Raw genomic sequence first — 23,056 nt, forward strand, 5'->3', positions numbered from 1 at the left:
TCTTTTTATATTTCGATTTGAAGTATCGGAGGTTAATGAGTATAGGAAGCTACATTTTCAAGGCTCACTGCCTCATGGAGAGCGGCATTTAGTCCACTTGCGATAATATTCGCGATATCTTCGATAAAATCGTCAATTTCTTTCGGTGTAACGATAAGATCATGTCCAAGCGGTTCAAGCACTTCTTTTACAAGACCTAATCGCTCCTGTTCACTAATATCATTAAGCACACCCATAATCTGACGACCAGAGTCCGTTTCCTTGGCAAAATGAGCCTTCATCAACTCAAATGTCGTATTCACAATAGTAGAAGCATAGCAGACCGTAGGGACACCAATCGCAATACATGGAATGCCTAGAATTTCTTTGGTAATTCCTTTACGCTTGTTTCCAATACCTGAACCCGGATGAATTCCGATATCCGCAACCTGAATCGTCGTATTAATTCGTTCCAGAGATTTGGATGCAAGGGAGTCAATTGCGATGATCAGCTCTGGTTTCGTTCGTTCTACAATACCTTGGACGGTCTCACTGGTTTCAATGCCCGTCAGCCCAAGCACACCCGGTGCAATGGCACTTACATTACGATACCCTGGAGAAACCTGATCTGGCATCAGTTCAAAATATTGACGAGTTACCATCGTATTTTCCACAACGAGTGGGCCAAGAGAGTCCGGTGTGACATTCCAGTTACCTAGACCTACGATAAGCACCTTTGCAGATTTAGATATTCCGATTTTGGCAATAAAATCTTCCATTTCTTTCGTAAAAATAGCGGTTACCTGTTCCTGAAGAGTTGTATCTCCATTGCGAAGTTTGGGAACTTCAAGCGTGACATAATGTCCGATAATACGTCCGATTCGCTGAGAACCTTCTTCATTTAGAACATCCAGTCTCGTTACTTTGATATCTCCATGCTGTTCTACTTCTTCGTCTACTCCGGGAATAGGGGAATGATCGTGCATTTGTGCAAGTTCCCTAGCCTCAACTGCCAAATCGGTACGTACGCCATATTTTTGCAAATCCAGTGTCATGCTGTTATGATCCTCCCTCAATATACAGATATCTTGTAGTGTGTGAAAATACTCTTTAATTATTCAATCGATTTTCCAATTTTGTTCTTACGACTTGTCTGATGTTATCCTTGCTTTTTAAGGGGTGTCGTGCTAGAATATTTTAAGTTGTGAAAGGTTTGTATTTCATAAGTATTGCCTTAACAGGAGGTGAATGTAATGCCAAACATCAAATCCGCTGTAAAACGCGTGAAAACAAATGATAAACGTCGTGCTTTGAACGCTTCCCAGAAGTCTGCTCTTCGTACGTCCGTTAAAGCTGCTGACCAAGCACTGGCTACTAACGAAGTTGACACAGCTAAAGCTGCGATTCAAGCTGCTTCCAAAAGCCTGGACAAAGCTGTATCTAAAGGTCTTGTTCATAAAAATGCTGCAGCTCGTAAGAAATCCCGCTTGGCCAAAAAATTGAACGCTCTTACTGCAAACGCGTAAGAAGCGCTTTCCATAACGACTAGGCAAAAAACCTGAACAGCTCTGCTGATCAGGTTTTTTTAGTATGTTTAACTACACATTTATATATACACTAGCAGTGTTATCTATTCTTTTTCACCCGATAATTGCCATGTGATCCCGTATTTATCACGAACGATTGCATAGAGTGGACTAAAGAAGGTTGCTTGCTGCTCCATTTGAACTTCGCCTTCTTCTGCAAGCCCCTCATAAAATTGTTTGAGACGGTCCAGTTCGTTACTCGTGATCGCAATCGTTAACTCATCACCTAAAGTAAAAGAGGACCCTGGCATCGTATCAGAAAACATGATCTTATTCCCGTCAATTTCAATAGCTGCATGCAGCACTCGATCCTTCAAATGATCAGGTGTAGGCTGATCAGAACCTGGCATATCACCGAAACGCATCACACCCAAATTTTTAGCCCCAAATACCTTCTCATAGAAAGCTACAGCTTCAGCGCATTTCCCATCAAGATTAATGTAAGGTGATATCGATAACATTCTGTACCATCCCGCTTTCGCATGATTTAGGATAGAAACAACGCCTGAAGGCGCTGTTTCTACCTGACTATTATTATACACATAACGAGAAAATAGTTGGTGTTTAAATCCATATCGTGACAGAGTTACGAATCAGACCCGAGTCTTAGCAAAAACAATTCCAGACCAAGTACCTTGTCTATCGCTCCCGTTTTCATCTGATAATCTAGTTCAGCAAGATGCTTCAAAATGAGACGAAGCCGGTCAGACTGAAATTTCCTTGACTGCTCGCCCGCTATTTTGACAGCATAGGGATGTAGTCCCAGCTGACTTGCAATTTGCTGTTGAGAGTAGCTTTGTGCTCCCAGTTCCTTCACTTGCAAAATGATTCGGAACTGTCTTGAAATCAGGGCAGCAATCTTAATGGGTTCTTCCCTTTGCTTAAGTAGCTCATAAAAGATATCTAGTGCTTTTCCAAGTCTAAGATTCGCAATATCTTCGATCATAGCAAAAATATTTTGCTCCGTATTACGAGCAACCAGATCTTCTACATTTATCGAAGATAAAGTTCCTCCTTCACCAGCATACAAACAAAGCTTGTCCACTTCCGCTGACAACGTCTGCAGACTTGTACCTGCCCGCTGAATGAGTGTCTCCGCAGCAGATTGCTGCATCGTAACCTTACGAGCAGCTGCTTGCTTAACAAGCCAGCTAGTCAGCTCTTCTCCATGAATAGGCCCAAATGAGAGGACCGTTGCCTTGCTCTTGATCGTTTTCACAATTTTTTTACGTTCGTCAAGCTTCTCTCCCTGTACCAGGAAAATGAGAATACTGTAATCAGCAGGATTATCAAGATAGGTTAACAATGTTTCCATCTTATGTTCTATTTTCGTATTTTCTTTCCCTGCCGTAAACAAATAGTGATCCCGCACAAAAACAAGCTTACGGGGAACAAGAAACGGGACAGTTTCCGCTTCTTCAATAATCTGTTCAATTGGGGTTTCGGCCGTATCATAGGAGGCAATCGCAAAATCACGATGCTCTTCTTCTATCAGCTGCTCCTTTAGTACATCGGTAAACTGTTTAATACTGTATTTTTCAGTTCCGTACAACAAGTATACGCTAGCCGGCTCTCCCTTACGAATCGCCTTAACGGCCGTCTTTACGTCCATTCACGTACACACCTCCATCCCTTCTATCCTATCAGAAATAAAGGAAACAACAAAGGGACCCGCTCTGCTAATTTCAAGCAGAACCAGGTCCCTTTGTCCACGCATCTATATAAACGAAGGTCCGGAAATTGGCTCTAGATACCATCCGGCCCGCGGTCATACGACGCCTTTCTTTGAAAACCCCGTATGATAAGGAGTTACTTAATCATATGCATATCAGGTCTATATGGTACCTGACACTTAACACTTTTTTAATACTAAAGTTTTTTGTTCTATGATCTACTTACTATTCGGTTCAGAAGTTGCCTTTTTATTGTTTTCAATCGATTGCGTTTCAGTTTGCGGAACAGGAACGGTGATGTTTTTTTCTTCCAGCTTCACTTCTGCTTTTTGATCTTCCTTCGTTAGGGTGTAACTGTATTTGGATGATTTGCCGTCGACCTCAATCTCATAATTGTAAGTAAGGCTATCTTCTGACCAGCTGCCCTTTACATACGTCCCAGTTATCTCGATCTCTTGCAAAAGTTTCTTTTGGTCTTTCTTTGCCCCATCTAGCCGGTAAATGCTAACTTTTTGGTCTTTGTAATCTACCCAGTACTGTCCATCAGGAGACAGCCATTTAGGGGAAACGGTTGCTACAAGACTTGGAAAACCCTTATCGTCCACTTTCAGATTTCCCATAAGTGAACTTTCTTTACTGTTAAGAGAAGGATCGCTGGTGATACTTGAAATACCACTATCCGATACGGGAGGAAGAGTATCTAGCGAATTGTCTGGTTCTGTAGCTTTGTCTTCTGTCTCTCCACTACCTTCACTACTCGTTTTCCCGTCTTTATTCGTACTGCCGTTACCCGAATTTGTTTCAGGTTTAGTAGGCGGGGTTATAGTAAGTTCTTTATTCTTATCGGAATCCTTAACAGAAGAGTTCTTATCCCCGGTTTTGTCAGAGATATCCTTTTTTGGAGTAACCGTCTGAGAAGAAGAAGGAGTATTTGGCTCCGTTTTGTTTGTATCTGCTCGAGATTCACCCTGATTTTTTCCCGGGTCGCCAGCTAAAGCAGCTGGTTCAGAGGCATCCGTATTAGAACTAGTCGATGAAGCCATGTCTGGAACGTCAGCTGATCTTGTTTGCGGTGATGCTGGGGTTTCTTCGGCAGGCTCAGGAGAAACCGTATCTTCTTTTTGATCCACTCCGCCGCCACTTCCTGTTACAGATCGGCTATCCGCCTGTCCCAGCTCATTTGCAATGTAGTTATTATCGATATCAGCCTGATCCAACTGTTCCGGCTGAAATTGGTATACTGCAACCCCAAGTACCACTGCAGCAGCAGCAGTTCCCATAAGGATACGCCCCATGCGCGTTTGCATGAAACTTCGGGAAGTTTTACCCGAATGCTTGGACAGAGGTACAACGACCGCTTCTTTTTTCATTTCTTGTATGGTGCTACCCTGTTCTTTACGACCCCGATCTATCTCATCTAGCTGTGGCATAATTCGATCTACCAAGCTAAACGGAGGAGACACATCCGGCAATTTTTCGAGATCGTGGGACAGTTTTTTGAGAATTTCGAACTTTTCCGAACAGCTCTTGCATGTTTTTACATGTGCTAACAGCTGCTCTTTCTCTTGTTCATTCAGATCATGATCAATATATCGGTGCATGCGTTCTACCACCTCTTGGCATTTCATCTACGTTACACCACCTTTCTGATACTCCTGTAATAGATTTTGCAATTGCTGCCTTGCCCTAAATAAATAAGATTTCACTGTATTCAGTGGCAGATCCAGACAATCTGCAATTTCGTTATAAGAGAGCTCCTGCAAATACCTGAGCACAATGACCGTTCGATGATGCTCCGGAAGTTGGCTGATGGCCTCTTGTACATCCTGCGATACATAGGTAAGCATTACCTCATGTTCCACATCCTGACGATCCTCAAATACCATCTCATGTTCATCGATCGATACGGTAGGCTTTGTTCTTCTGAATTTATCTATACAAATATTTGTAACTATACGCTGTACCCACGTTTTAAACTGTGCTTTTTCTTCGTACGAGTTAATCTTGGTGTAAATTCGAATGAGTGCTTCTTGGGCAGCGTCTAGTGCATCTTGTTCATTATTTAAAATATAATAAGCAGTTTTGTAGACGTGCTGTTCAATATCTCTCAATAGGGTAATTAGAGCGTCGCGATCGCCTGATTGAGCGGCTCTGATGAGTCCCTGCTCTACCACAAAGGATCCCCCTCTCCTTGTATCCTTACTGACGTGGCATAATATAAAATTGTTGCATCATTATGCCAAATTTATACGTTTTTTTATCATGATAAGGACCATATGTAATTTTAAATAAATGCAGGGTATTGATGTAAAACCTTCCTATACAATATCAAATATGTGGGACTTCGTCATTAATATTTCCAGTAAACCGTTTCTACTACTTGTTTAATGAAGAAGATAGTACCAATTTACTAGAAAAGTTTGACTATTAAATACAAAAATATCCGACTCCTTCTACACGGAAAAACAAGCATACGTAAAAGGAATCGGATTTGGGAAGTAAATTTTTGGGAATCAACTAAATCTGTAAATCTCTCATTTATCAGTTACATAATCCGTTCAGAGACGACACCCTGACCATATCCGATCGTTTAATTTATCCGAAACCGCGGACTGCGTCTCCTTGGCATGCACATAAAGACAAAGATTGAAGTGAAAAATGTCACCGTTTGCTTCTGGATATGGCTGTACAATAACAGATATGATCTTCCCCGAGGATGACCCCTGTCGTTAAGATCCAAGCTCTTCATTTTCTCCTGAGCAATATTAAGGATTCCAAAGCGCAGCAGCTTTCGGACCTCTATCGCATACGTTTCAATGAACGATCGGTAATGATCTATTTTGAGAAGCATGACATGTACAGGCAAATGGGTACCTGCTTCTACTCTGCATACCTGCTGGAACTTCTTTTTCACTCGTTCCGGGTTAGAGTAGCTATCTTCATTCAGCAGATCACGTATATATTTGAATTTCATAGAATAATGGAATAACGGTGTTCCTATTAAACGAAGCCACAAGAAAGCAATATATCAGCTACTTCAGTAAAATTTCCATTCTCCACAAGCCCCGGATCGAAGGGAATTCCCACCTTGTGAAACGCTTTCAAAAATCCTTCCAAACGTGCATTTCAAGCGATCGCGTCAGTATAGTGGCTAAAAATATGCAATCCTTTGATGACCTTGCCGAGCAAAATGGGATACGGCTACTTTTGGTGGCCTCACATTCTCAGCAAATTAACAAGGTACAAATGGATGCTCAATGCATCTACCCATGATGCCGATTCAATATTCTTGTTCTACATAAGTCATAATTAAATATGAAAATAAAAAGTGTTATGCCCATTTTCATAGGTTAACATAACACTTCATTTCATCTTACTGAATGATGACTCACTCACTTTATAGGTCATGGTCCTAGAGGATGAAGACGATCATGATGATAAAAATCAATAACCGACTGGGCCATTTGAATAACCTTCTCTTTTAATTGCGGAGGCTCAATAACCCGTATCTGATTCCCAAATCCGATAATAAAGGACTTCGCTTCCTCTTCGGTATCAAAATTTAGCTTAACAGAGATCCATGATCCCTCTTGGTTCCTTAAATCTGCTATTTGTACAAACCTACCTGTAAACTTGAGCCTAGCTAGGATGTCAGATGACACCTCCACTTGAGCTTCATAGCTAGGCAAACTACGAATAAATTTCTTTTTTGATTCTTGCCAGTAGTTAGTTAAGTGAAAATCATCAGGTCTTACGAACTGCTCGTCCAGCTTAACAGCAGTAATCACCCTAGAAGCCCTATAGCTTCTTATTTCTCCTTCAGAAGCGGCAACTAAATACCACGTATTCGCTTTGGCTACCAGACCCAACGGTTCCACAATGCGTGTTACCACGGTTCCATCAGCCCGTTCATACTCAATTTCAATTTTATGGAGATCCCATATCGCTTCCTGCAATAATTCAAACGCTTCAATCACTTCTGCTGAAGGTCGCCAAGCGCTTGTGTCGATATGCAGCCGGCTATTTATATCCTTCACTTCGCTATGCAAGTTTTTTGGAATGCTGGCCATAAGCTTTTCCCGAGCTTCTGTCCAATCTTGTAAATAACCGAGATCCGTTAGAAGCTGCGTGGAAGGAGAAAGAAATAAAGACATGATTTCTTCTTTTTTCAGCCCCGTAAGACGAGTTCGGTAGTTCTCGATCAGCTCCCAACCTCCATATTTACCTCGTCTTGCTACAACAGGAATCCCTGCCACACTCAGTGCTTCCATATCCCGATGTATGGTTCGTTCTGTCACTTCTAGTTCTTGTGCCAGTTCCTTGGTAGTCAATCTCTCTTGGTTCTGTAATAACAAAAGAATTCGAATTAACCTATCTGCCCGCATCGTGTTCTCACCTTTACTTTCTATTTAGAAAAATGACTCCTTCGTTTCTTAATATGACAATAGATGTCTACATTTATGAGTATACTATACTCATTACCGATTAGGAGCTGATGCATAGATGAAACCTTTAAAAGGAAAAATTGCACTCGTCGCAGGTGGAACCCGCGGAGCAGGACGTGGAATTGCGATGGAACTAGGTGCAGCAGGCGCAACCGTATACGTAACGGGTCGAACAACCAGACAGCACATTTCAGAATATGGTCGCCCGGAAACAATTGAAGAAACTGCAGAATTGGTAACTGAGCTAGGAGGAATAGGTATTCCTGTTCAAGTGGATCACTTAGTCCCCGAGCAAGTAGCATCTTTAATAGAGAGAATAGAACAAGAACAGGGAAGACTTGATATTCTAGTAAACGATATATGGGGTGGAGAATACTTGACTGAGTGGGATACGCCTGTGTGGCAGCACTCTCTAGATAAAGGTTTACGTATGCTTCGTCTAGCCGTGGAAACACACTTAATTACGAGCCACTATGCCTTGAAATTACTTATCCAAAATAAAGGTGGACTCGTGGTTGAAATTACGGATGGGACGGCGGAGTATAATGAGGATCGCTACCGAATGTCCCTATTTTATGATTTGGCCAAGCAGTCTGTCATTCGGATGGCCAAATCGCTTGCACACGAACTCGCCCCTCATGAATGTACAGCGCTTGCTATTACACCGGGCTGGATGCGGTCTGAAATCATGCTTGAGGTGTTTGGTGTCACAGAAGATAACTGGAGGGATGGCGCGGAAAAAGATCCGCATTTTATCATCTCGGAGTCTCCGCGTTATATTGGACGAGCCGTTACAGCCGTAGCTATGGATGAACATAAGCATGACTTAAACGGTAGCTCCTGCTCTAGCGGAGAACTGGCTAAAAAATATCAATTTACAGACTTGGATGGATCACAGCCTGATTGCTTCCGCTATTTACAAGAAGTACAAGAAGCAGGAAAACCAGCTAACGTCGAAGGATATCGTTAGTCTCCTTGCCATACTATTCATACTCGGAAGCCCCAGCAGAAGAATGATCTTTTGCTAGGGCTTCTTTATGTATGCTTCATCACTCGATTCAGGTCGTAATCACTTACTCCCTAAAACACTCTTCATCTGCATTTCTCCATGACGAACCCGAATTTGAATCTCTCCCATAGTGTCCGTGCGGTAGATCTCGCTTCCGCGATTTTGAATTCTTTCTGTTACGGAAGAGTGGGGGTGACCGTATGTATTGTTCACACCTGCTGAAATAACAGAAAGATGAGGCTGCCAATAATTCAGCCATTCTTCTGTAGTTGAAGATTTACTTCCATGATGAGCCACTTTCAACACATCTATTGGATATATGCTGCCTGCACTGCTGCTGTTACGGATATTGCCGTCTGCTGATTTTCTCATTCGATCTAGGATGTCCAATTCTGCCGCGCTATCGATATCGCCCGTAAACAAAAATGATACTTCCTCCATCTCCAACAAAAAAACAACAGAGTCGTGATTCTGCTCTTCGAGAACCGGAAGCGGCATGATTGTCTCCTTCTCTATGTCGGTTGCGTTTCTGAACAAATTCATATCAGGTGCGAAAAAGGAGAGCAATGTCCCTGAATCAGGTTGATATTCCATCCCGTCATGAACTTCGTACATGGCAACTTTTTTATCCAGCGCGGTAAGTAGCAGCTTCTGAAAAAATGACTTCTCCGTTACCGTTCCGTTAAAAATAAATTTGGATACGGGGATATTTTCGAACACGGCTTGCAGTCCTCCGCCATGGTCCTGATCCGCATGGCTTAGAATGACCGCATCGAGTCTATGAATCCCGCGCTTCTTTAACAGTGGAACGAGCAAAGACTTGCCTACTTCGTACGGATCTCTTCGCTGCTTCCAGCTATCCTGTTGCCCAAACTGAATTGTTCCGCCCCCATCCACTAGGATATGCTTGCCTGTAGGCGTAGTAATAAGAATACTGTCTCCTTGACCCACATCTAAAAAAGCGACAATTCCTTCTCCGTTGCGGTAAGGCCCCTGATAACTTATGTACAGGCCTGTCAACAAAACAAGACACAGCACGGATAGCATCATTTTCTTGAAAAATGTAAATGGCACACGCGCAAAATACCCTGCCCCTTGTGGTGTAAATACACTTTCGAGCTCAGGCCATGCCGAGGAAATTTGCAGTGCCTGAAATGCTTGGTTTAGACGTGATCTACCGCTTAGCCATGAAGGATTCTCTTCCTTATTCATAAGATGAGGCTCATGCACGATTCCAAAGCTAGCGAGATTCTTCATCCTTTCTGAACTCGTATCTAGCACCTGTACTGGTCTTAGTGGGATGGTATCTCTTATTTCTGGAGCTAAGGTCTGTCTACTAATCTTCCACTCCTTAAGTAAACTGAATATATAGTACAGCAGAATATAATATACAATGACAAGCAGAAAATGAGGTTTGGACCAGATAAGCACAAAGGAATCAAAGGTATTCAGCCATTTCACAAAATCAAAGGTAAGTTGATTTAGCCATTCTGTTATCCAGACAATCGGTTTCGTGGCCGGTTCCCATAGATATACAAGGAGTAGAGCGAGTGTACCCAAAGGAAGGATAAAGAAACTGATAAAACCAACGAGCAGGAAATTGGCTCCAAACGACAGAAGCGAGAACTGGTTGAAATAAAACACGGTCATAGGAAACGATAACAACTGTGCTGCAATGGTAATGACAGCCGTACCCGATAACCACTGGGGCCAAGAATCAAAATGAGGCTGGAGCAGTGGAACAAACATCATGAGACCAACCGTCACCAAAAAAGAGAGCTGAAAACTGACATTTACCAGCATATAAGGATCCACTATCAGCATGAGAAGAGCAGCCAGACAAAGGATGTTAATACCGTCTTTCATCAGCCCTTGCCTTGTCATATAAAGTCCCATCATCGACATCATACCTGCTCTGACTACGGAAGGCGATGAGCCCGACACCAGAACATAGAAAGGTACGAGTAAAAAGGTAAGCGTGAGTGCTGTCTCCTTACTCAGCCGGAATGCCGACAGCATAAACAGTAGAGCCGACACATAAATTGCGACGTGCATCCCAGAGATGGCCAAAATATGAGTCAGTCCCAGCTTAGAGAAGTCCCCATATGTATCCGGGTCTATCTCATCTCCAATCCCGATCACAAGTCCTTTCATATATCCCGCATGCGGTTCCTGAAACATGTGCTCCATTTGATTGCCTAGTTCTTCACGAGCTGCATCACTAAGCCGCAACACGACATATGGACTTGCCCACGTATCCAGAGGCTCATGAGTAACCCCTTCTGTCCCCTTCGCTTTAAGCAGCCAGTGAATTTCAAGCCGATGTAAATATTCCCCGTAGTCAAAGCTTCCAAAGTTCCTGGCCGTTCCCGGAATTTCTACGGTACCCGTTAGTTGTATCTTATCCCCCCGTTCCCATTCGCCCGCTATTTCTTGTTGCACTTCTTCGGTTAACTTGATCTGAACCTGTACTTTCTCTTTGACCTCAATAAAATCATCTGTTAACTCTTCTTGCCCAGTAGCTAGTGATCTTACACCTGTTAGTAAAAGGACAAACTGTGCCCGGTCTCCGTCTATTTCCACTTTGGAAGTAATCGTCCCTTCTACCTGAGCAGACATCCCCGCAAGTTCAACTGACGTAACGCCAAGGGATGTAGGCAGCTTGCTTACATTTCGAAGATCTGTCCATTCCATATAGCCTGAAGAAACAAGTACTGCCATTAGCATGATCAGCAGCATTGCACCTTGTACTCCTTGTATATAGAAGAAGACCCCGAATAGTAGACATACCCCGATAAGAACCACTGCAAGTGACCATCCATTATACAGATAAGCAACCGAGCTTCCGACGATCCAGCATATACAAAATAAGGCGAGCGGCCTTCCCTTCAATATCCAGTCCTCCCAAAATGCAAAGAACCTTATAAATAGAGCCAGCCCTGAAGCTGGTTATTTATAAGGTTCTTCCTCATTTATAAATCAATTATATAGAGATGGCCTATAATCTAATCAAGTACTGTCATGAGTGTTTCTTTGGGCGGTTCATAAGCGCTAAGCGAGCGGAACGCAATTCCTTTTTGCTCCATCATTTGACGAACTTTTGACGTATCTTTCGGATACGGACGGTGGAACACAATCTCGACGATGCCGCTGTTCGCCAGCATGTTGGCACAAGTCCAGCAGGGTTCGTCCGTCACATATACACTTGAACCTTCCCTGTCAGCTCGGTCGGTAAACAACAGCAAATTTTGCTCAGCATGAATTGTCCGCACACAACGCTGCTTCTTAATCATTTCTTCCTTACCATCTCTAACCACAAACTCATACTCTTCAGAAATCATACAGCCTGCTTCTGAACAGTCCGGCACCCCCATAGGTGCCCCGTTATAAGCTGTGCCTAGTAGTTTCTTCCCCTGAACGAGCACTGCACCTACATGTCTGCGCGAACAACGGGAACGAGTAGATACCATATAAGCAATATCCATAAAGTACGTATCCCAGTCTTTTCTTACCCCAGTATTCATCCTTCTCCACTTCTCCTTACGAAATAATATTAAACGTTGCTATGAATGGACGGAAGGTACTCTAACTTACAATAATCTAATTGATCACTACATAAGGAGACATCTTCTCCAGCATCTTCATCCCAATCCCCTTTACCTTGGTCAGATCGCTCGGTTTAGCAAATGGGCCATGTTCTGTTCGGTAATCAATGATAGCCTGAGCTTTCTTTTCTCCGATACCAGGCAATTCCATCAGCTCTTCTCGGGTAGCCATGTTGATCGATATTTTGCCTTCTTCATTTTCGACTGACGGAATTGTCTGTGGAACTTGTTCTTCTATAGATGTACTTTCCGTCTGAGGTACAGATTCTATGGTATCGGAACCCGTAATTGGATCAGCAGGCGTAGCCTTCTCTTTATCTTCTACTTTTCCCGAATCATCTTGAGTCGCTACCTTTTGATTGTCTACAAGGGTCTCGCTCACAGACATTGCTGCTCTATCATTGATCGTAGTCCATTCTGCCGGAGTGGGTTCACTCTTTCCTCCAAATAAAATCAGACCACTCCCTAAGAGCGCACCTACCGTTAATAGAATGGTTCCTTTCTTCACTGTATACAAAACCTCCCAAACGATCGTCACATTCATGTAAAAACTTATCGTCATGTAGTCCAAGTCTTGATGCATACACTAAGAAGAACGTACCCGCGCCAATACCGTAAAGCAAGAAAGGGGGAACCTCAAGATGTTGAAGGTCGGATTTATTGGAACCGGCAGCATGGGAAGTTTACTCATTAACGCCTTCCTTGCTTCCGGAGCACTTGACGCGAAACAAATTATTGCGAGCAACCGGTCCCATGGAAAAGTGGTGAAACTCTCTTCCCTACATCCGGGTCTTTATCCGGCAGAAACCAACCGTGAAACGGTGAAAAAAAGTAACATCGTTTTTCTGTGCATTAAACCGCATGAATTTAAAGAAGTCATTGAATATATCAAACCGGTCGTTACACCCGAGCAGATCTTTATTTCAATTACAAGTCCGGTTCAGATTAGACATCTGGAATCGGCCCTGCCATGTAAAGTCACAAAGATTATTCCGAGTATTACTCATCTGACGGGTAGCGGTGCTTCCTTATGTATTCATGGAAATCGAATGAACGATGAAGACAAGAAGCGGGTCGAGCTATTGTTTAGCTATATTAGCAGACCGATTCGGGTGGAGGAAACCTACACAAGGATTAGCTCTGATTTTAGCAGCTGCGGGCCTGCTTTTATTGCATTCTTTCTAGAACAATGGATTCAGGCAGCCGTCCGGCAAACGGGTATAACCCCGGAAGAGGCTACCTGTCTTGCGAGTGAAATGTTGCTCGGGACAGGTAAATTACTAGCAGAAGGAGCTGTGACTCCGTCACAGCTCCAAGAACGTGTTGCCGTACCCGGCGGCATAACCGCTAAAGCCTTGAACCTGCTTGATTCAAGCCTCGCGGGTGTATTTGATCAGCTCATCCAGGTCACACACGCCAAATACGACGAAGACCTGGAAGCGCTAGATGCTGAATTTGGTGCTGGTGAGATTAACCGGCAACAATATTAACTAGTTTACCTGGGACTGCAATGACCTTGCGAATCGTTTTACCTTCAAGAGCTTCCTTGATTGCGGGGATCTCCAGACTGAAAGCTTCTAGACCTTTCGCATCCAAATCTGCTGCAACGCTTGCGCGTTGAACAATTTTGCCGTTAATTTGAATCACAATTTCCACTTCTGCATCAACGGTTAAGGATTCATCATACTGCGGCCAGGATACATAGCTGATGCTCTCTTCGTGACCAAGACGGGACCATAATTCTTCTGCAATATGCGGTGCAAGCGGAGCAAGCATCTGTACAAAGTTCTCCATTGCTTCGCGTGGCAGACGGTCTGCTTTGTAAGCATCATTAGTGAAGATCATCAGCTGACTGATCGCTGTATTAAAACGCAGATGCTCAAGATCATCTGTTACTTTTTTAATTGTTTTGTGCCATGTGCGGTTGAATTCCTTATCTCCGCCATCGCCAATTTTTTCGTTTAACGTGCCATCTTCATTAATAAACAGGCGCCATACACGTGCAAGGAAACGGTAAGCTCCTTCTACGCCGTTTTCATTCCAAGGCTTCGTTGCTTCCAGCGGCCCCATGAACATTTCGTAAATCCGCAGGGTATCTGCTCCGAATTTCTCCACAATCTCATCTGGATTAATAACGTTACCACGAGATTTACTCATTTTCTCATTGTTTGTTCCAAGAATCATTCCTTGGTTTACGAGTTTTTGGAATGGCTCTTTGGTGTCTACCACACCAATATCGTACAGTACTTTGTGCCAGAAACGTGCATAGAGCAAGTGAAGTACTGCATGCTCTGCCCCACCAATGTATAGATCGACAGGCATCCATTCACGCTGCTTCTCCTTAGAAACAAGCTCCTTGTCATTGTGCGGATCGATAAAGCGCAGGTAATACCAGCAGCTTCCAGCCCATTGAGGCATCGTATTTGTCTCACGACGAGCTTTCATTCCTGTCTCTGGATCTACTGTATTTACCCAATCCGTCACATTAGCAAGGGGTGATTCCCCTGTTCCGGAAGGTTTGATCTGATCCATCTCTGGAAGGACAAGCGGAAGTTCACTCTCAGGTACTGTTTTCATTGTTCCGTCTTCCAGATGCAGAATCGGAATGGGTTCACCCCAATAGCGCTGACGACTGAACAGCCAATCACGCAACCTGTAAGTTACTTTCCCTTCGCCTTTTCCGTTCTCTTCCAGCCATGCAATGGCTTTCGCAATCGCTTCTTCGTTCTCAAGACCATCCAGCATACCGGAATTTACGTGTGGACCGTCGCCAGTGTAAGCTTCTTTGGTTACATCTCCACCGGACACAACTTCAATGATTTCAAGTCCAAATTCTTTGGCGAATTCCCAGTCACGTGAATCATGACCTGGCACCGCCATAATCGCACCTGTTCCGTAACCTGCAAGAACATAATCAGCAATCCACACCGGAACTTTTGCACCGCTGATTGGATTAATTGCATATGCACCTGTGAAAACACCTGTTTTTTCTTTAGCTAGGTCCGTACGTTCAAGATCACTCTTTCGAGCTGCTTGATCCTGATAAGCTTTAACAACTGCTTGTTGTTCTGGTTGCGTAATTTTTTCTACCAGCTCGTGCTCAGGAGCAAGAACCGCATAAGTTGCACCGAAAAGCGTATCTGGACGAGTTGTAAAGACTTTGAGGTTATCCTCATGTCCTTCCAGCTCAAACGTCACTTCCGCACCTTTGGATCGTCCGATCCAATTACGCTGCATGTCTTTAATACTCTCTGCCCAGTCCAGTTCTTCCAAATCATCAAGAAGACGATCTGCATATTCCGTAATTTTCAGTACCCATTGACGCATCGGTTTACGTACGACTGGGAAGCCTCCACGCTCACTTTTTCCATCAATAACTTCTTCGTTTGCAAGAACCGTTCCGAGCTCTTCACACCAATTCACAGGAACTTCGGATACATAAGCAAGACCACGATTGTACAGTTGGATAAATATCCACTGTGTCCATTTATAGTAGTCAGGATCCGTAGTGCTAATCTCACGATCCCAGTCATAGGAAAATCCGAGAGATTTAATTTGACGGCGGAAGTTGTTTACATTCTTAACTGTGATATCACGCGGATGTTCTCCGGTATCAATCGCATGCTGCTCTGCTGGGAGTCCAAAAGCGTCCCAACCCATCGGATGAAGAACATTATATCCACGCATTCTTTTGTAGCGAGATACGATATCAGTCGCTGTATAACCTTCCGGATGTCCTACATGGAGACCTGCTCCTGAAGGATATGGGAACATATCAAGGGCATAAAACTTCGGTTTATCTGCCTCTTCCCCTGTTCTAAATGTTTTGTTAGCATCCCAATATTGTTGCCATTTCGGCTCAATGGATTGCGGCTGATAGCCGTGCTTCGGCTGTTCTTTCTGACTCACTGTCCATCCTCCTCGTCATATTAACGTTAGACCTGAGAAACGCTCCGGCAGGCATAAGCCCTCCCTTAAACGAATCTTAGACCAACAAAAAAACCTCCGCATCCCATAGCGTATCATCGCTAGGGACGAGAGGTTAGATTCCCGTGGTACCACCCTAGTTAGCGGACATACGTGCTTCGCTGTCCACTCCCTTAAGCACCCTGTAACGGTGGTGAACCGATGAGGCTTACCAAATAATAGCCTAACCCCATATCTCCAAGGCGAGTTCATAGCACCCATTTGCAACCAGCTTGCACCAACCGCTGGCTCTCTGTTATGCATAGGTTCAATTACTATTCCTCTTCATCGAAACATTTTAAGTTTAATCGCAATCATTATACAAGACTGATGTAGTTAAAGTCAAATAACTTTGTCCTCAGCCTTCCATTCAAAGCTATCTTCATTTCATGTGATTCCCTTCTGATATGATAACAATTTCTCTATAAAACATAAAAATGACGCAGTATCTACTCTGTGTCATTTGGTTTTTTAATATATTGAAGAATCGCTTCTCTTGTAACCTTCATAAGCCCCTCTGTCGATAGTTTGGATTCTTGTTCCAACAGATGACCACGAGATGCAAGCCGATGTGACATGGCCATCAAGAGGTTCATCATCCAGCTTGTCAGTTCTTCCGCCGTATAGTCCGTTCTTGCCATTCCATCCTGCTGAGCTTTCTCTAGAATCTCTAAAAGCGGCAGCGTATCGTTAGAAATTCGGTCTCGGAACAGATTTACCTGATCAATCTGCGGGTACTCTTTTCGGTAATAGTGGTCAAACATCGCTTGGAATCTCAGATGATCCGGTTTTTCATATAAATAATCATGAAATCGGCCCAGAAATAATTCAATCCGCTTCAAAGGATCTCCTTCTTCCAACTCTTTTACTTGGAAGAAGGCCTTCATTTCCTCAAACAATTGAAGCAGTACCTCAAAAGCTAGCACGTCTATAGATTTATAATATTTATAAAGAGTAACTGTACTAATCCCTACTTCTGCTGCAATATCTCTCATCGTCACCGCATGGAGATCTTTCTCCAGAAATAGTTTCCTTGAAGCTTCCAGCAGTTCTGTTCTTCTCTTCTCTCGCTGCTGTTCAAGTTCTCTGCTCCATTTGGTTGAAGTCATCCTGTCTCACTCCTACATTGAAATGAATATTATCATATCACAATCATCTTATTGCTACACCAGAAAAAGACAGGCCCCTTTTTTAGGAGCCTGCCTTTTTCATTTTATTTTAGAGGGCTTTATCGTCCACATTATTAAGATATTCTTCAATGCTTGTAATAACCGAAGTCACACAGCCATCTTCAAATGGAGAGATGAGACCTGCCTCTTTAACAAGCTCAGTGAAGGACAAACTTCCACCCTGTTTGCAAAGGTGCAAATAATCAGCCCATGCAGCTTCATACTCTTCTCTGGAACGCTTCCAGAACTGGAATGCACAGATCTGAGCAAGCGTGTAATCAATATAATAGAACGGAGATTGGAAAATGTGCCCTTGTTTGTGCCAGAATCCACCTTGCTCCAAATAAGTGTTGCTCTCGTAATTACGATGCGGCAAATATTTACGCTCAATCTCACGCCAAGCTTGCTTGCGTTCAGCCGGTGTTGCATCTGGATTGCTGTAAACATAATGCTGGAACTCATCAACAGAGACGCCATAAGGAATAAAAATAAGGGAACTGGACAAATGATCAAATTTATATTTTTCCACTTCATCTTCAAAGAACAGATTCATCCAAGGCCACGTAAAGAACTCCATGCTCATGGAATGAATTTCTGCTGCTTCGTATGTAGGGAACAGATACTCTGGTACCTCGAAGTTCCGACTTTGGTATACCTGGAACGCATGACCTGCCTCGTGAGTAAGTACATCAATATCTCCAGAAGTCCCATTAAAATTAGAGAAAATAAACGGAGACTTGTAGTCATAGATAAACGTACAATATCCACCGCTTTGTTTTCCCTTCTTACTAACCAGATCCATCAGACCTTGATCCAGCATGTAATTGAAAAACTCACTCATTTCAGGTGCAAGCTCATCGTACATTTTTTTACCGTTTTGTACGATCCAGTCCGGGTCACCCTTAGGTGTGGCATTTCCAGTAGGGAATACAATGTTCTCATCGTAGTAATAAAGCTCGTCTACTCCGATCCGCTGACGCTGGCGCTCTTTCAGCTTCGTGGCTACAGGAACAATCTCTTCGAGTACCTGTTTGCGGAAATTTTCAACCATTTCAGCGTTATAGTCGGTACGCGTCATTCGGGCATATCCCATTTCAACAAAGCTCGGGAATCCGAGTTTCTTTGCCATCTTGGTTCTTACCTTCACCAGATCATCATAAATACGATCCAGTTGCTCTTCATGTTCACTCATAAAGGTAGTACGTACTTCTTCCGCACGTTTACGCATGTCTCGATCTGTAGACTGCATGAAAGGAATAAGCTGTGATAGCGTACGCTCTTCCCCTTCAAAATCAATCTTAGCCGAAGCGATAAGTTTCGAATACTCCGTAGTCAGTTTATTCTCCTGTTGCAGGTCACCGATAATGTCGGGACTAAATGTCTTGATGGTGAGTTCTGCGAGCTGAAATAGCTGCTTGCCCCATTTTTGCTCGAGCTCCGTTCTGAAAGGGGAATTTATTAGTGCCTCATAGTATTCCGTCGTATATTTCTGAAAAATAGGCGATGTTTCGTCAAAAAAGTCTTGCTCTGCCTTATAGAATTCATCATTCGTATCCACGGAATGTCGAATCGATACTAATGTTTCCTGTGTGGATAACGCCCCGCGCAGTTTATTAATTTCCGCCATGGCTGCGTCCTGTTCATCTACATTTTCCGCTTCACGAAACGTGGCGAGCAGCCCGTTAAACTCTTCCTCAAAACGTGCCACATCTGGCCGTTCATAAGCATATTCACTAAACTTCATCCACAGAACACCTGCCCTTTTTTCGGATTTTTCTAACCCATTATATCCCAAATACTTCCGCAGTTCTACGTACAGTACTAATATAATTGAATTGTGGTCAAAAAAAATGCACCCTTCCTTGTTAACCAAGAAAAGGTGCTGCTATCTTTATTTTTTTACTGCCACAAAAAACAGTCGGGATGTGTCCTCATCCGCCGCCTGCCATTCAAAATCCGCATAAATGTTCACTTCATGAAATCCTGCTTCATACAGCTGGCGTTTCATCCAGTCAGGGTCGTATGCTCTTTGATTATGAACTTCTTCAAAACGGTGATATACATCTTGACCGCTTTCCTCTGCCCGAGTAAAAATGCTCAGATGATGTTCAATTTCATAATTGGAACGATCGAGATCACAAGTCCAGATATATGAGATCGACTTCTCATCTAACACAAAAGGCTGTTCTTCCTCATAACGGACAAAAGTGTTCGGATGATGTACATCAAATAGAAACGTTCCGCCCGATTTGAGTCCCTGATAGGTTTGACGGAATGTACGAATGATATCCTCTTCTTTTAACAAATAATTGATACTATCACAAAAAGATATAACGGAATCTACGGGTTCAGGCAGCTCCCAGTTCCTCATATCCTGATGAATCCAGCGAATGGTTCCTTCCCGAAAAAAGCGGTTACCTTGCGGAGTTTCTTCCAGCTTTTGTCGTGCTACTGACAGCATGTCAGCGGAAAGATCAATTCCCGTTACTTCAAAACCTGATTTGACTAAAGGAATGGTCAAGGAGCCGGTACCACAGCCCAATTCCACCACACTTGCAGGTATACCATGCTTCTCCCAGGCTGTTCTGGCAAATCTAATCCATTCCGGATAAGGCATGTCTTCCATCAGCTCATCGTATACATAAGCGAATTTGCGATAGGATATAGGAATCACCTCTTAAGAAAACTTGATGTTAAACATAGAGTTGAAAATAATAAGGGCTGCTTGATGAGCGATGGAGCGCGGAATGGTCCGTTTCGCTCGCTCTTGTGAGCTCCAGTGGATGGATGGTTCTTACGAGCGCTGTTGTTTTCGGATTTATCGATTGTATTAAACCACGCAAGGGGAAATCCGAAAACAAAGGCGCACGCTACGCTTCTTCAGAACCATTCCATCCACTTCCGCAGTTCAGCCGCCCTGTTATTTTCAAAAATAGGTTTGCCCCTAAGTTTAAGGGGCAACGTAGGGCGTTCCTGCCGTATTCACTCGCAGGAACTTCTTGTAGAAACCCTCCATGATCAAAACTAACTACATAGTTCAAAAACGGAAGAGCCCTTCCATGATTCGACGCTACACTTCGCTTCTCTCTAATCATCGAAAAAAATCAAAATAACAAGCAAAGATATAGGCTTTCAAAAGCAAAGAGCCCATAAAGGGCTCATTTCACTTCAATTTACAACAAAATGTAGCATTGCTTATTCTTCGGACGCTTCTTCTTTTTTGACAAGATACGTCCAGTTTTCATCCTGAGTCACGAGACCATCTTTCATCAGCTTGCCCATAGCACGCTTAAAGGCAGACTTACTGATCCCAAATTTACTCTTAATAATATCGGGTGGCGTCTGGTCAGAATAAGGCATTGCACCATTAGGACGCTCCTTGATAAAATCAAGAATACGGTCAGCGTCCTCGGTACGACCAACTTCTTTAAGCTGTGACATACTAAGATTTATTCTTCCGTCCTCACGTACCAAAGTGACACGTGCGCTCACTTTTTCTCCCAGTCTTAGCATACGGCTTCGCTCGGAAGAGTGAATCATCCCGATGGCTCCAAAACCTAACACCCCGCCATCAACCAACACAAATGTCCCCATCTGCAGCGGTTTATACACGGTTGCTTCTACCCACTGGTTCATCCATGTAGTCGGCGCATGAAAGGCAAGTGGGGAAAGTTCTCTTTCTCCCGCTAGCTTCGCACGCAGACGTCCCTGTCTATCATGTTCCATAATAACGAAGACTTCGTCTCCAACTTGCGGATGAAGTTCTTTCAGCTCAGGGAGCTCACGAATCGGCAGCAGCAGCTGACGTCCAAGTCCCATTTCAAGAAAACAACCCAACCGTGGATGTACGTCGGCAACTACAAGCTTCGCCATTTCGCCCAAGGTCAAATAAGGTTTTTTCATCGTTGCTGCGGGTCTATCATCGGTATCAAAAAACAGAAAAACTTCGACCTGTTCTCCAACCTTAATGTCACGTGTCAGCTCAGAATAATGAAGTAACACATCTTCACTGCCTGTTGTCAAAAAATATCCATAAGGAGATACTTCCCGGGAAACCGGGAGCGTAACTACCGTTCCTGCTATTAAACTCATACTGTATTCACCACTTTGGCATCAGACCAAAGTCTTTCAATATTATAATATTCACGCTCATCGCGATGGAATATGTGTACCACCACATCACCAAGATCCATCAGTACCCAGCGTGCCGAATCCATTCCTTCAAGTCCTTTAATCCGAACTCCCGATTCCTGCACCCGTTTACGGATTTCTGTAGCAATTGCCTGCACCTGTGTATCTGAATTCCCGTGACAAATCACGAAATAGTCAGCTACCAAAGATACTCCTTGTAAATCAAGAGCAACTACATTCATTGCCTTTTTATCGTCTGCCGCCTCTACTGCAATCTGAAGTAATTCCTTAGATGATACTGTCATGAATCAACCTCCGATTTATCAAAAAATTATTTTGATTTATCCATTAGCTTTATTTGTTCGATTAAATCATTACGAGTAAAAATCGTTAAAGGATAGATAACTTTTCTCTGAGAAACAAGATGTGTAATGGTACCATCAAATCCAGCCAAAAGTGCCTCTTCCAAGCTATGCTCTGCAAGCTCACGTATCCGATCGACACCTGGAAAATCTCGTCCCGGCTCCATATAATCCGCAAGGCATACCACTTTATCCAGAAGACTCATCCCTACACGGCCAGAAGTATGCCATTTAATCGCACTCAGCACCTCAGGATCGGTCACCTGATAATCATGCTCAGCTACAAAAGCTCCAACTTCCGAATGCCATAGCTGTTTGTCATGAAGAAGGAGATCTTGATTCAGATGATGTTCCCGAATGATTTTCTCCATCTCTTTGACAGGCCAGTACTTGGCCACATCATGCAAAATGGCAGCAAGGTCGGCTTTCGCCGGATCCGCACCAAAACGTTCAGAGAGCATCACTGCTGTTTCCATTACGCCTTCTGTATGTTTCCAGCGCTGAGGAGGCATTTGCTCGGAGACGGCTTTGATTAATTCATCTCGGTTTAGACTCATATAATCCGCTCCTTTTAATGAATTGAAGGACCGAATCTGGTACCATGAACCGTACCGATTTGCCATTGCCTAGTCGCCTTCTGATCGCAGTTGACGAAATATCAACAAGCGGCATTTCTGCATGAAGCACTCGTTCCTGCAAAAATTCAGGAAGATCATCCAGATGCAAGTCAAAACCAGGACGTCCAACTCCGATAAAGGTAATCAGCTGGGCAAGCTCATCAATTCGTTCCCACTTCGGTAAGTAATTAACCATATCCGCTCCGATAATAAAGTAAAAATCGGTATTCGGATGTTCTTTGAGCAAGAGCCGAATGGTATCAATGGTGTAGGATACGCCTCCGCGAGCCACTTCAATATCAAGTGTTGAATAATCCTCGTATCCCCGAGTAGCAAGTTTGGTCATATCCAGCCTTTGTTCCCCAGTAGCTCCTGCCGCCTGTTTGTGCGGAGGGAGGTGAGAAGGCATAAACCAAACCTCATCGAGTTTATAGACATCCTTTACTGCCTCAGCTGCAAGCAAATGCCCCATATGAATGGGGTCAAACGTACCACCCATGATACCAACCTTCAT

19 protein-coding genes, 1 pseudogene and 1 other annotated feature are annotated in these 23,056 nt (G+C 43.5%); of the genes and pseudogenes, 3 read left to right on the top strand and 17 right to left on the bottom strand.

Annotated elements, in window-relative coordinates:
- Positions 1–32: 32 nt before the first annotated feature.
- A complete protein-coding gene (gene gpr / locus KFT32_RS02560) occupies positions 33–1,034 on the bottom strand; it encodes a GPR endopeptidase (protein ID WP_211745517.1) in 1,002 nt (333 codons plus the stop codon).
- A gap of 198 nt (positions 1,035–1,232) precedes the next feature.
- Here gpr and rpsT point away from each other — a divergent pair, with 198 nt between their 5' ends.
- Positions 1,233–1,505 (top strand): 30S ribosomal protein S20, encoded by a 273-nt coding sequence (gene rpsT, locus KFT32_RS02565; protein ID WP_211745518.1) that lies wholly within the window; start codon positions 1,233–1,235, stop codon positions 1,503–1,505.
- Between the two features lie 104 nt (positions 1,506–1,609).
- Here the strand turns inward: rpsT and KFT32_RS02570 are convergent, their stop codons facing one another.
- The 5 genes from KFT32_RS02570 to KFT32_RS02590 all read right to left on the bottom strand — a co-directional run bounded on the left by KFT32_RS02570 (position 1,610) and on the right by KFT32_RS02590 (position 7,623).
- On the bottom strand, positions 1,610–2,026 hold the full coding sequence (locus KFT32_RS02570) for a VOC family protein (RefSeq protein WP_211745519.1): 417 nt from the start codon (positions 2,024–2,026) through the stop codon (positions 1,610–1,612).
- 125 nt (positions 2,027–2,151) lie between these two features.
- Positions 2,152–3,177 (bottom strand): DNA polymerase III subunit delta, encoded by a 1,026-nt coding sequence (gene holA / locus KFT32_RS02575; RefSeq protein ID WP_211745520.1) that lies wholly within the window; start codon positions 3,175–3,177, stop codon positions 2,152–2,154.
- Between the two features lie 279 nt (positions 3,178–3,456).
- Positions 3,457–4,866 carry a zf-HC2 domain-containing protein gene (locus KFT32_RS02580; RefSeq protein ID WP_211745521.1) on the bottom strand — a complete coding sequence of 470 codons (1,410 nt, stop codon included), beginning with the start codon at positions 4,864–4,866 and terminating at the stop codon, positions 3,457–3,459.
- The gene (locus KFT32_RS02585) at positions 4,867–5,412 is read right to left on the bottom strand and encodes an RNA polymerase sigma factor (RefSeq protein WP_211745522.1); all 546 of its coding nucleotides are present in this window, start codon (positions 5,410–5,412) and stop codon (positions 4,867–4,869) included. It abuts the gene before it with no gap.
- Positions 5,413–6,642: 1,230 nt separating this feature from the next.
- Positions 6,643–7,623 (bottom strand): helix-turn-helix transcriptional regulator, encoded by a 981-nt coding sequence (locus KFT32_RS02590; protein WP_211745523.1) that lies wholly within the window; start codon positions 7,621–7,623, stop codon positions 6,643–6,645.
- A 118-nt stretch (positions 7,624–7,741) separates the two neighbouring features.
- On the opposite strand from KFT32_RS02590, the gene KFT32_RS02595 reads away from it, so the two are divergent.
- Entirely contained in the window at positions 7,742–8,653 is a 912-nt protein-coding gene (locus KFT32_RS02595; RefSeq protein ID WP_211745524.1) for an SDR family oxidoreductase, read from the top strand.
- A 99-nt stretch (positions 8,654–8,752) separates the two neighbouring features.
- Here the strand turns inward: KFT32_RS02595 and KFT32_RS02600 are convergent, their stop codons facing one another.
- The 3 genes from KFT32_RS02600 to KFT32_RS02610 all read right to left on the bottom strand — a co-directional run bounded on the left by KFT32_RS02600 (position 8,753) and on the right by KFT32_RS02610 (position 12,805).
- The gene (locus KFT32_RS02600; RefSeq protein ID WP_211745525.1) at positions 8,753–11,584 is read right to left on the bottom strand and encodes a ComEC/Rec2 family competence protein; all 2,832 of its coding nucleotides are present in this window, start codon (positions 11,582–11,584) and stop codon (positions 8,753–8,755) included.
- A gap of 113 nt (positions 11,585–11,697) precedes the next feature.
- Complete coding sequence (locus KFT32_RS02605) at positions 11,698–12,216, bottom strand: deoxycytidylate deaminase (protein WP_211745526.1); 519 nt, start codon at positions 12,214–12,216, stop codon at positions 11,698–11,700.
- A gap of 76 nt (positions 12,217–12,292) precedes the next feature.
- Entirely contained in the window at positions 12,293–12,805 is a 513-nt protein-coding gene (locus KFT32_RS02610) for a ComEA family DNA-binding protein (protein ID WP_349304842.1), read from the bottom strand.
- A gap of 118 nt (positions 12,806–12,923) precedes the next feature.
- On the opposite strand from KFT32_RS02610, the pseudogene comER reads away from it, so the two are divergent.
- Positions 12,924–13,787 (top strand): annotated as a pseudogene (comER, locus tag KFT32_RS02615) (late competence protein ComER); the annotation flags it as partial.
- Here comER and leuS read toward each other — a convergent pair.
- The 8 genes from leuS to KFT32_RS02655 all read right to left on the bottom strand — a co-directional run bounded on the left by leuS (position 13,768) and on the right by KFT32_RS02655 (position 23,056).
- The gene (gene leuS / locus KFT32_RS02620; protein WP_211745529.1) at positions 13,768–16,206 is read right to left on the bottom strand and encodes a leucine--tRNA ligase; all 2,439 of its coding nucleotides are present in this window, start codon (positions 16,204–16,206) and stop codon (positions 13,768–13,770) included. The pseudogene comER and the gene leuS overlap by 20 nt on opposite strands.
- A 118-nt stretch (positions 16,207–16,324) precedes the next feature.
- Positions 16,325–16,561 (bottom strand) — a binding site (T-box leader).
- A gap of 151 nt (positions 16,562–16,712) precedes the next feature.
- Positions 16,713–17,372, bottom strand: a complete 660-nt coding sequence (locus KFT32_RS02625; protein WP_211745530.1) for a TetR/AcrR family transcriptional regulator — start codon at positions 17,370–17,372, stop codon at positions 16,713–16,715.
- Positions 17,373–17,481: 109 nt separating this feature from the next.
- Positions 17,482–19,176 carry a M3 family oligoendopeptidase gene (locus KFT32_RS02630; RefSeq protein ID WP_211745531.1) on the bottom strand — a complete coding sequence of 565 codons (1,695 nt, stop codon included), beginning with the start codon at positions 19,174–19,176 and terminating at the stop codon, positions 17,482–17,484.
- Between the two features lie 147 nt (positions 19,177–19,323).
- Positions 19,324–20,058 carry a class I SAM-dependent DNA methyltransferase gene (locus tag KFT32_RS02635; RefSeq protein ID WP_211745596.1) on the bottom strand — a complete coding sequence of 245 codons (735 nt, stop codon included), beginning with the start codon at positions 20,056–20,058 and terminating at the stop codon, positions 19,324–19,326.
- A gap of 569 nt (positions 20,059–20,627) precedes the next feature.
- On the bottom strand, positions 20,628–21,524 hold the full coding sequence (locus KFT32_RS02640) for a CvfB family protein (protein WP_211745532.1): 897 nt from the start codon (positions 21,522–21,524) through the stop codon (positions 20,628–20,630).
- The gene (gene rsfS / locus KFT32_RS02645; RefSeq protein WP_211745533.1) at positions 21,521–21,868 is read right to left on the bottom strand and encodes a ribosome silencing factor; all 348 of its coding nucleotides are present in this window, start codon (positions 21,866–21,868) and stop codon (positions 21,521–21,523) included. Before rsfS ends, KFT32_RS02640 begins: the two co-directional genes overlap by 4 nt.
- A gap of 26 nt (positions 21,869–21,894) precedes the next feature.
- Positions 21,895–22,482, bottom strand: a complete 588-nt coding sequence (gene yqeK, locus KFT32_RS02650; RefSeq protein WP_211745534.1) for a bis(5'-nucleosyl)-tetraphosphatase (symmetrical) YqeK — start codon at positions 22,480–22,482, stop codon at positions 21,895–21,897.
- The gene (locus KFT32_RS02655) at positions 22,463–23,056 is read right to left on the bottom strand and encodes a nicotinate-nucleotide adenylyltransferase (RefSeq protein ID WP_211745535.1); all 594 of its coding nucleotides are present in this window, start codon (positions 23,054–23,056) and stop codon (positions 22,463–22,465) included. The genes yqeK and KFT32_RS02655 overlap by 20 nt, the downstream gene beginning before the upstream one ends.

Origin of the sequence: Paenibacillus sp. Marseille-Q4541, assembly GCF_018310695.1 — a bacterium.
Taxonomy (GTDB): domain Bacteria; phylum Bacillota; class Bacilli; order Paenibacillales; family Paenibacillaceae; genus Paenibacillus.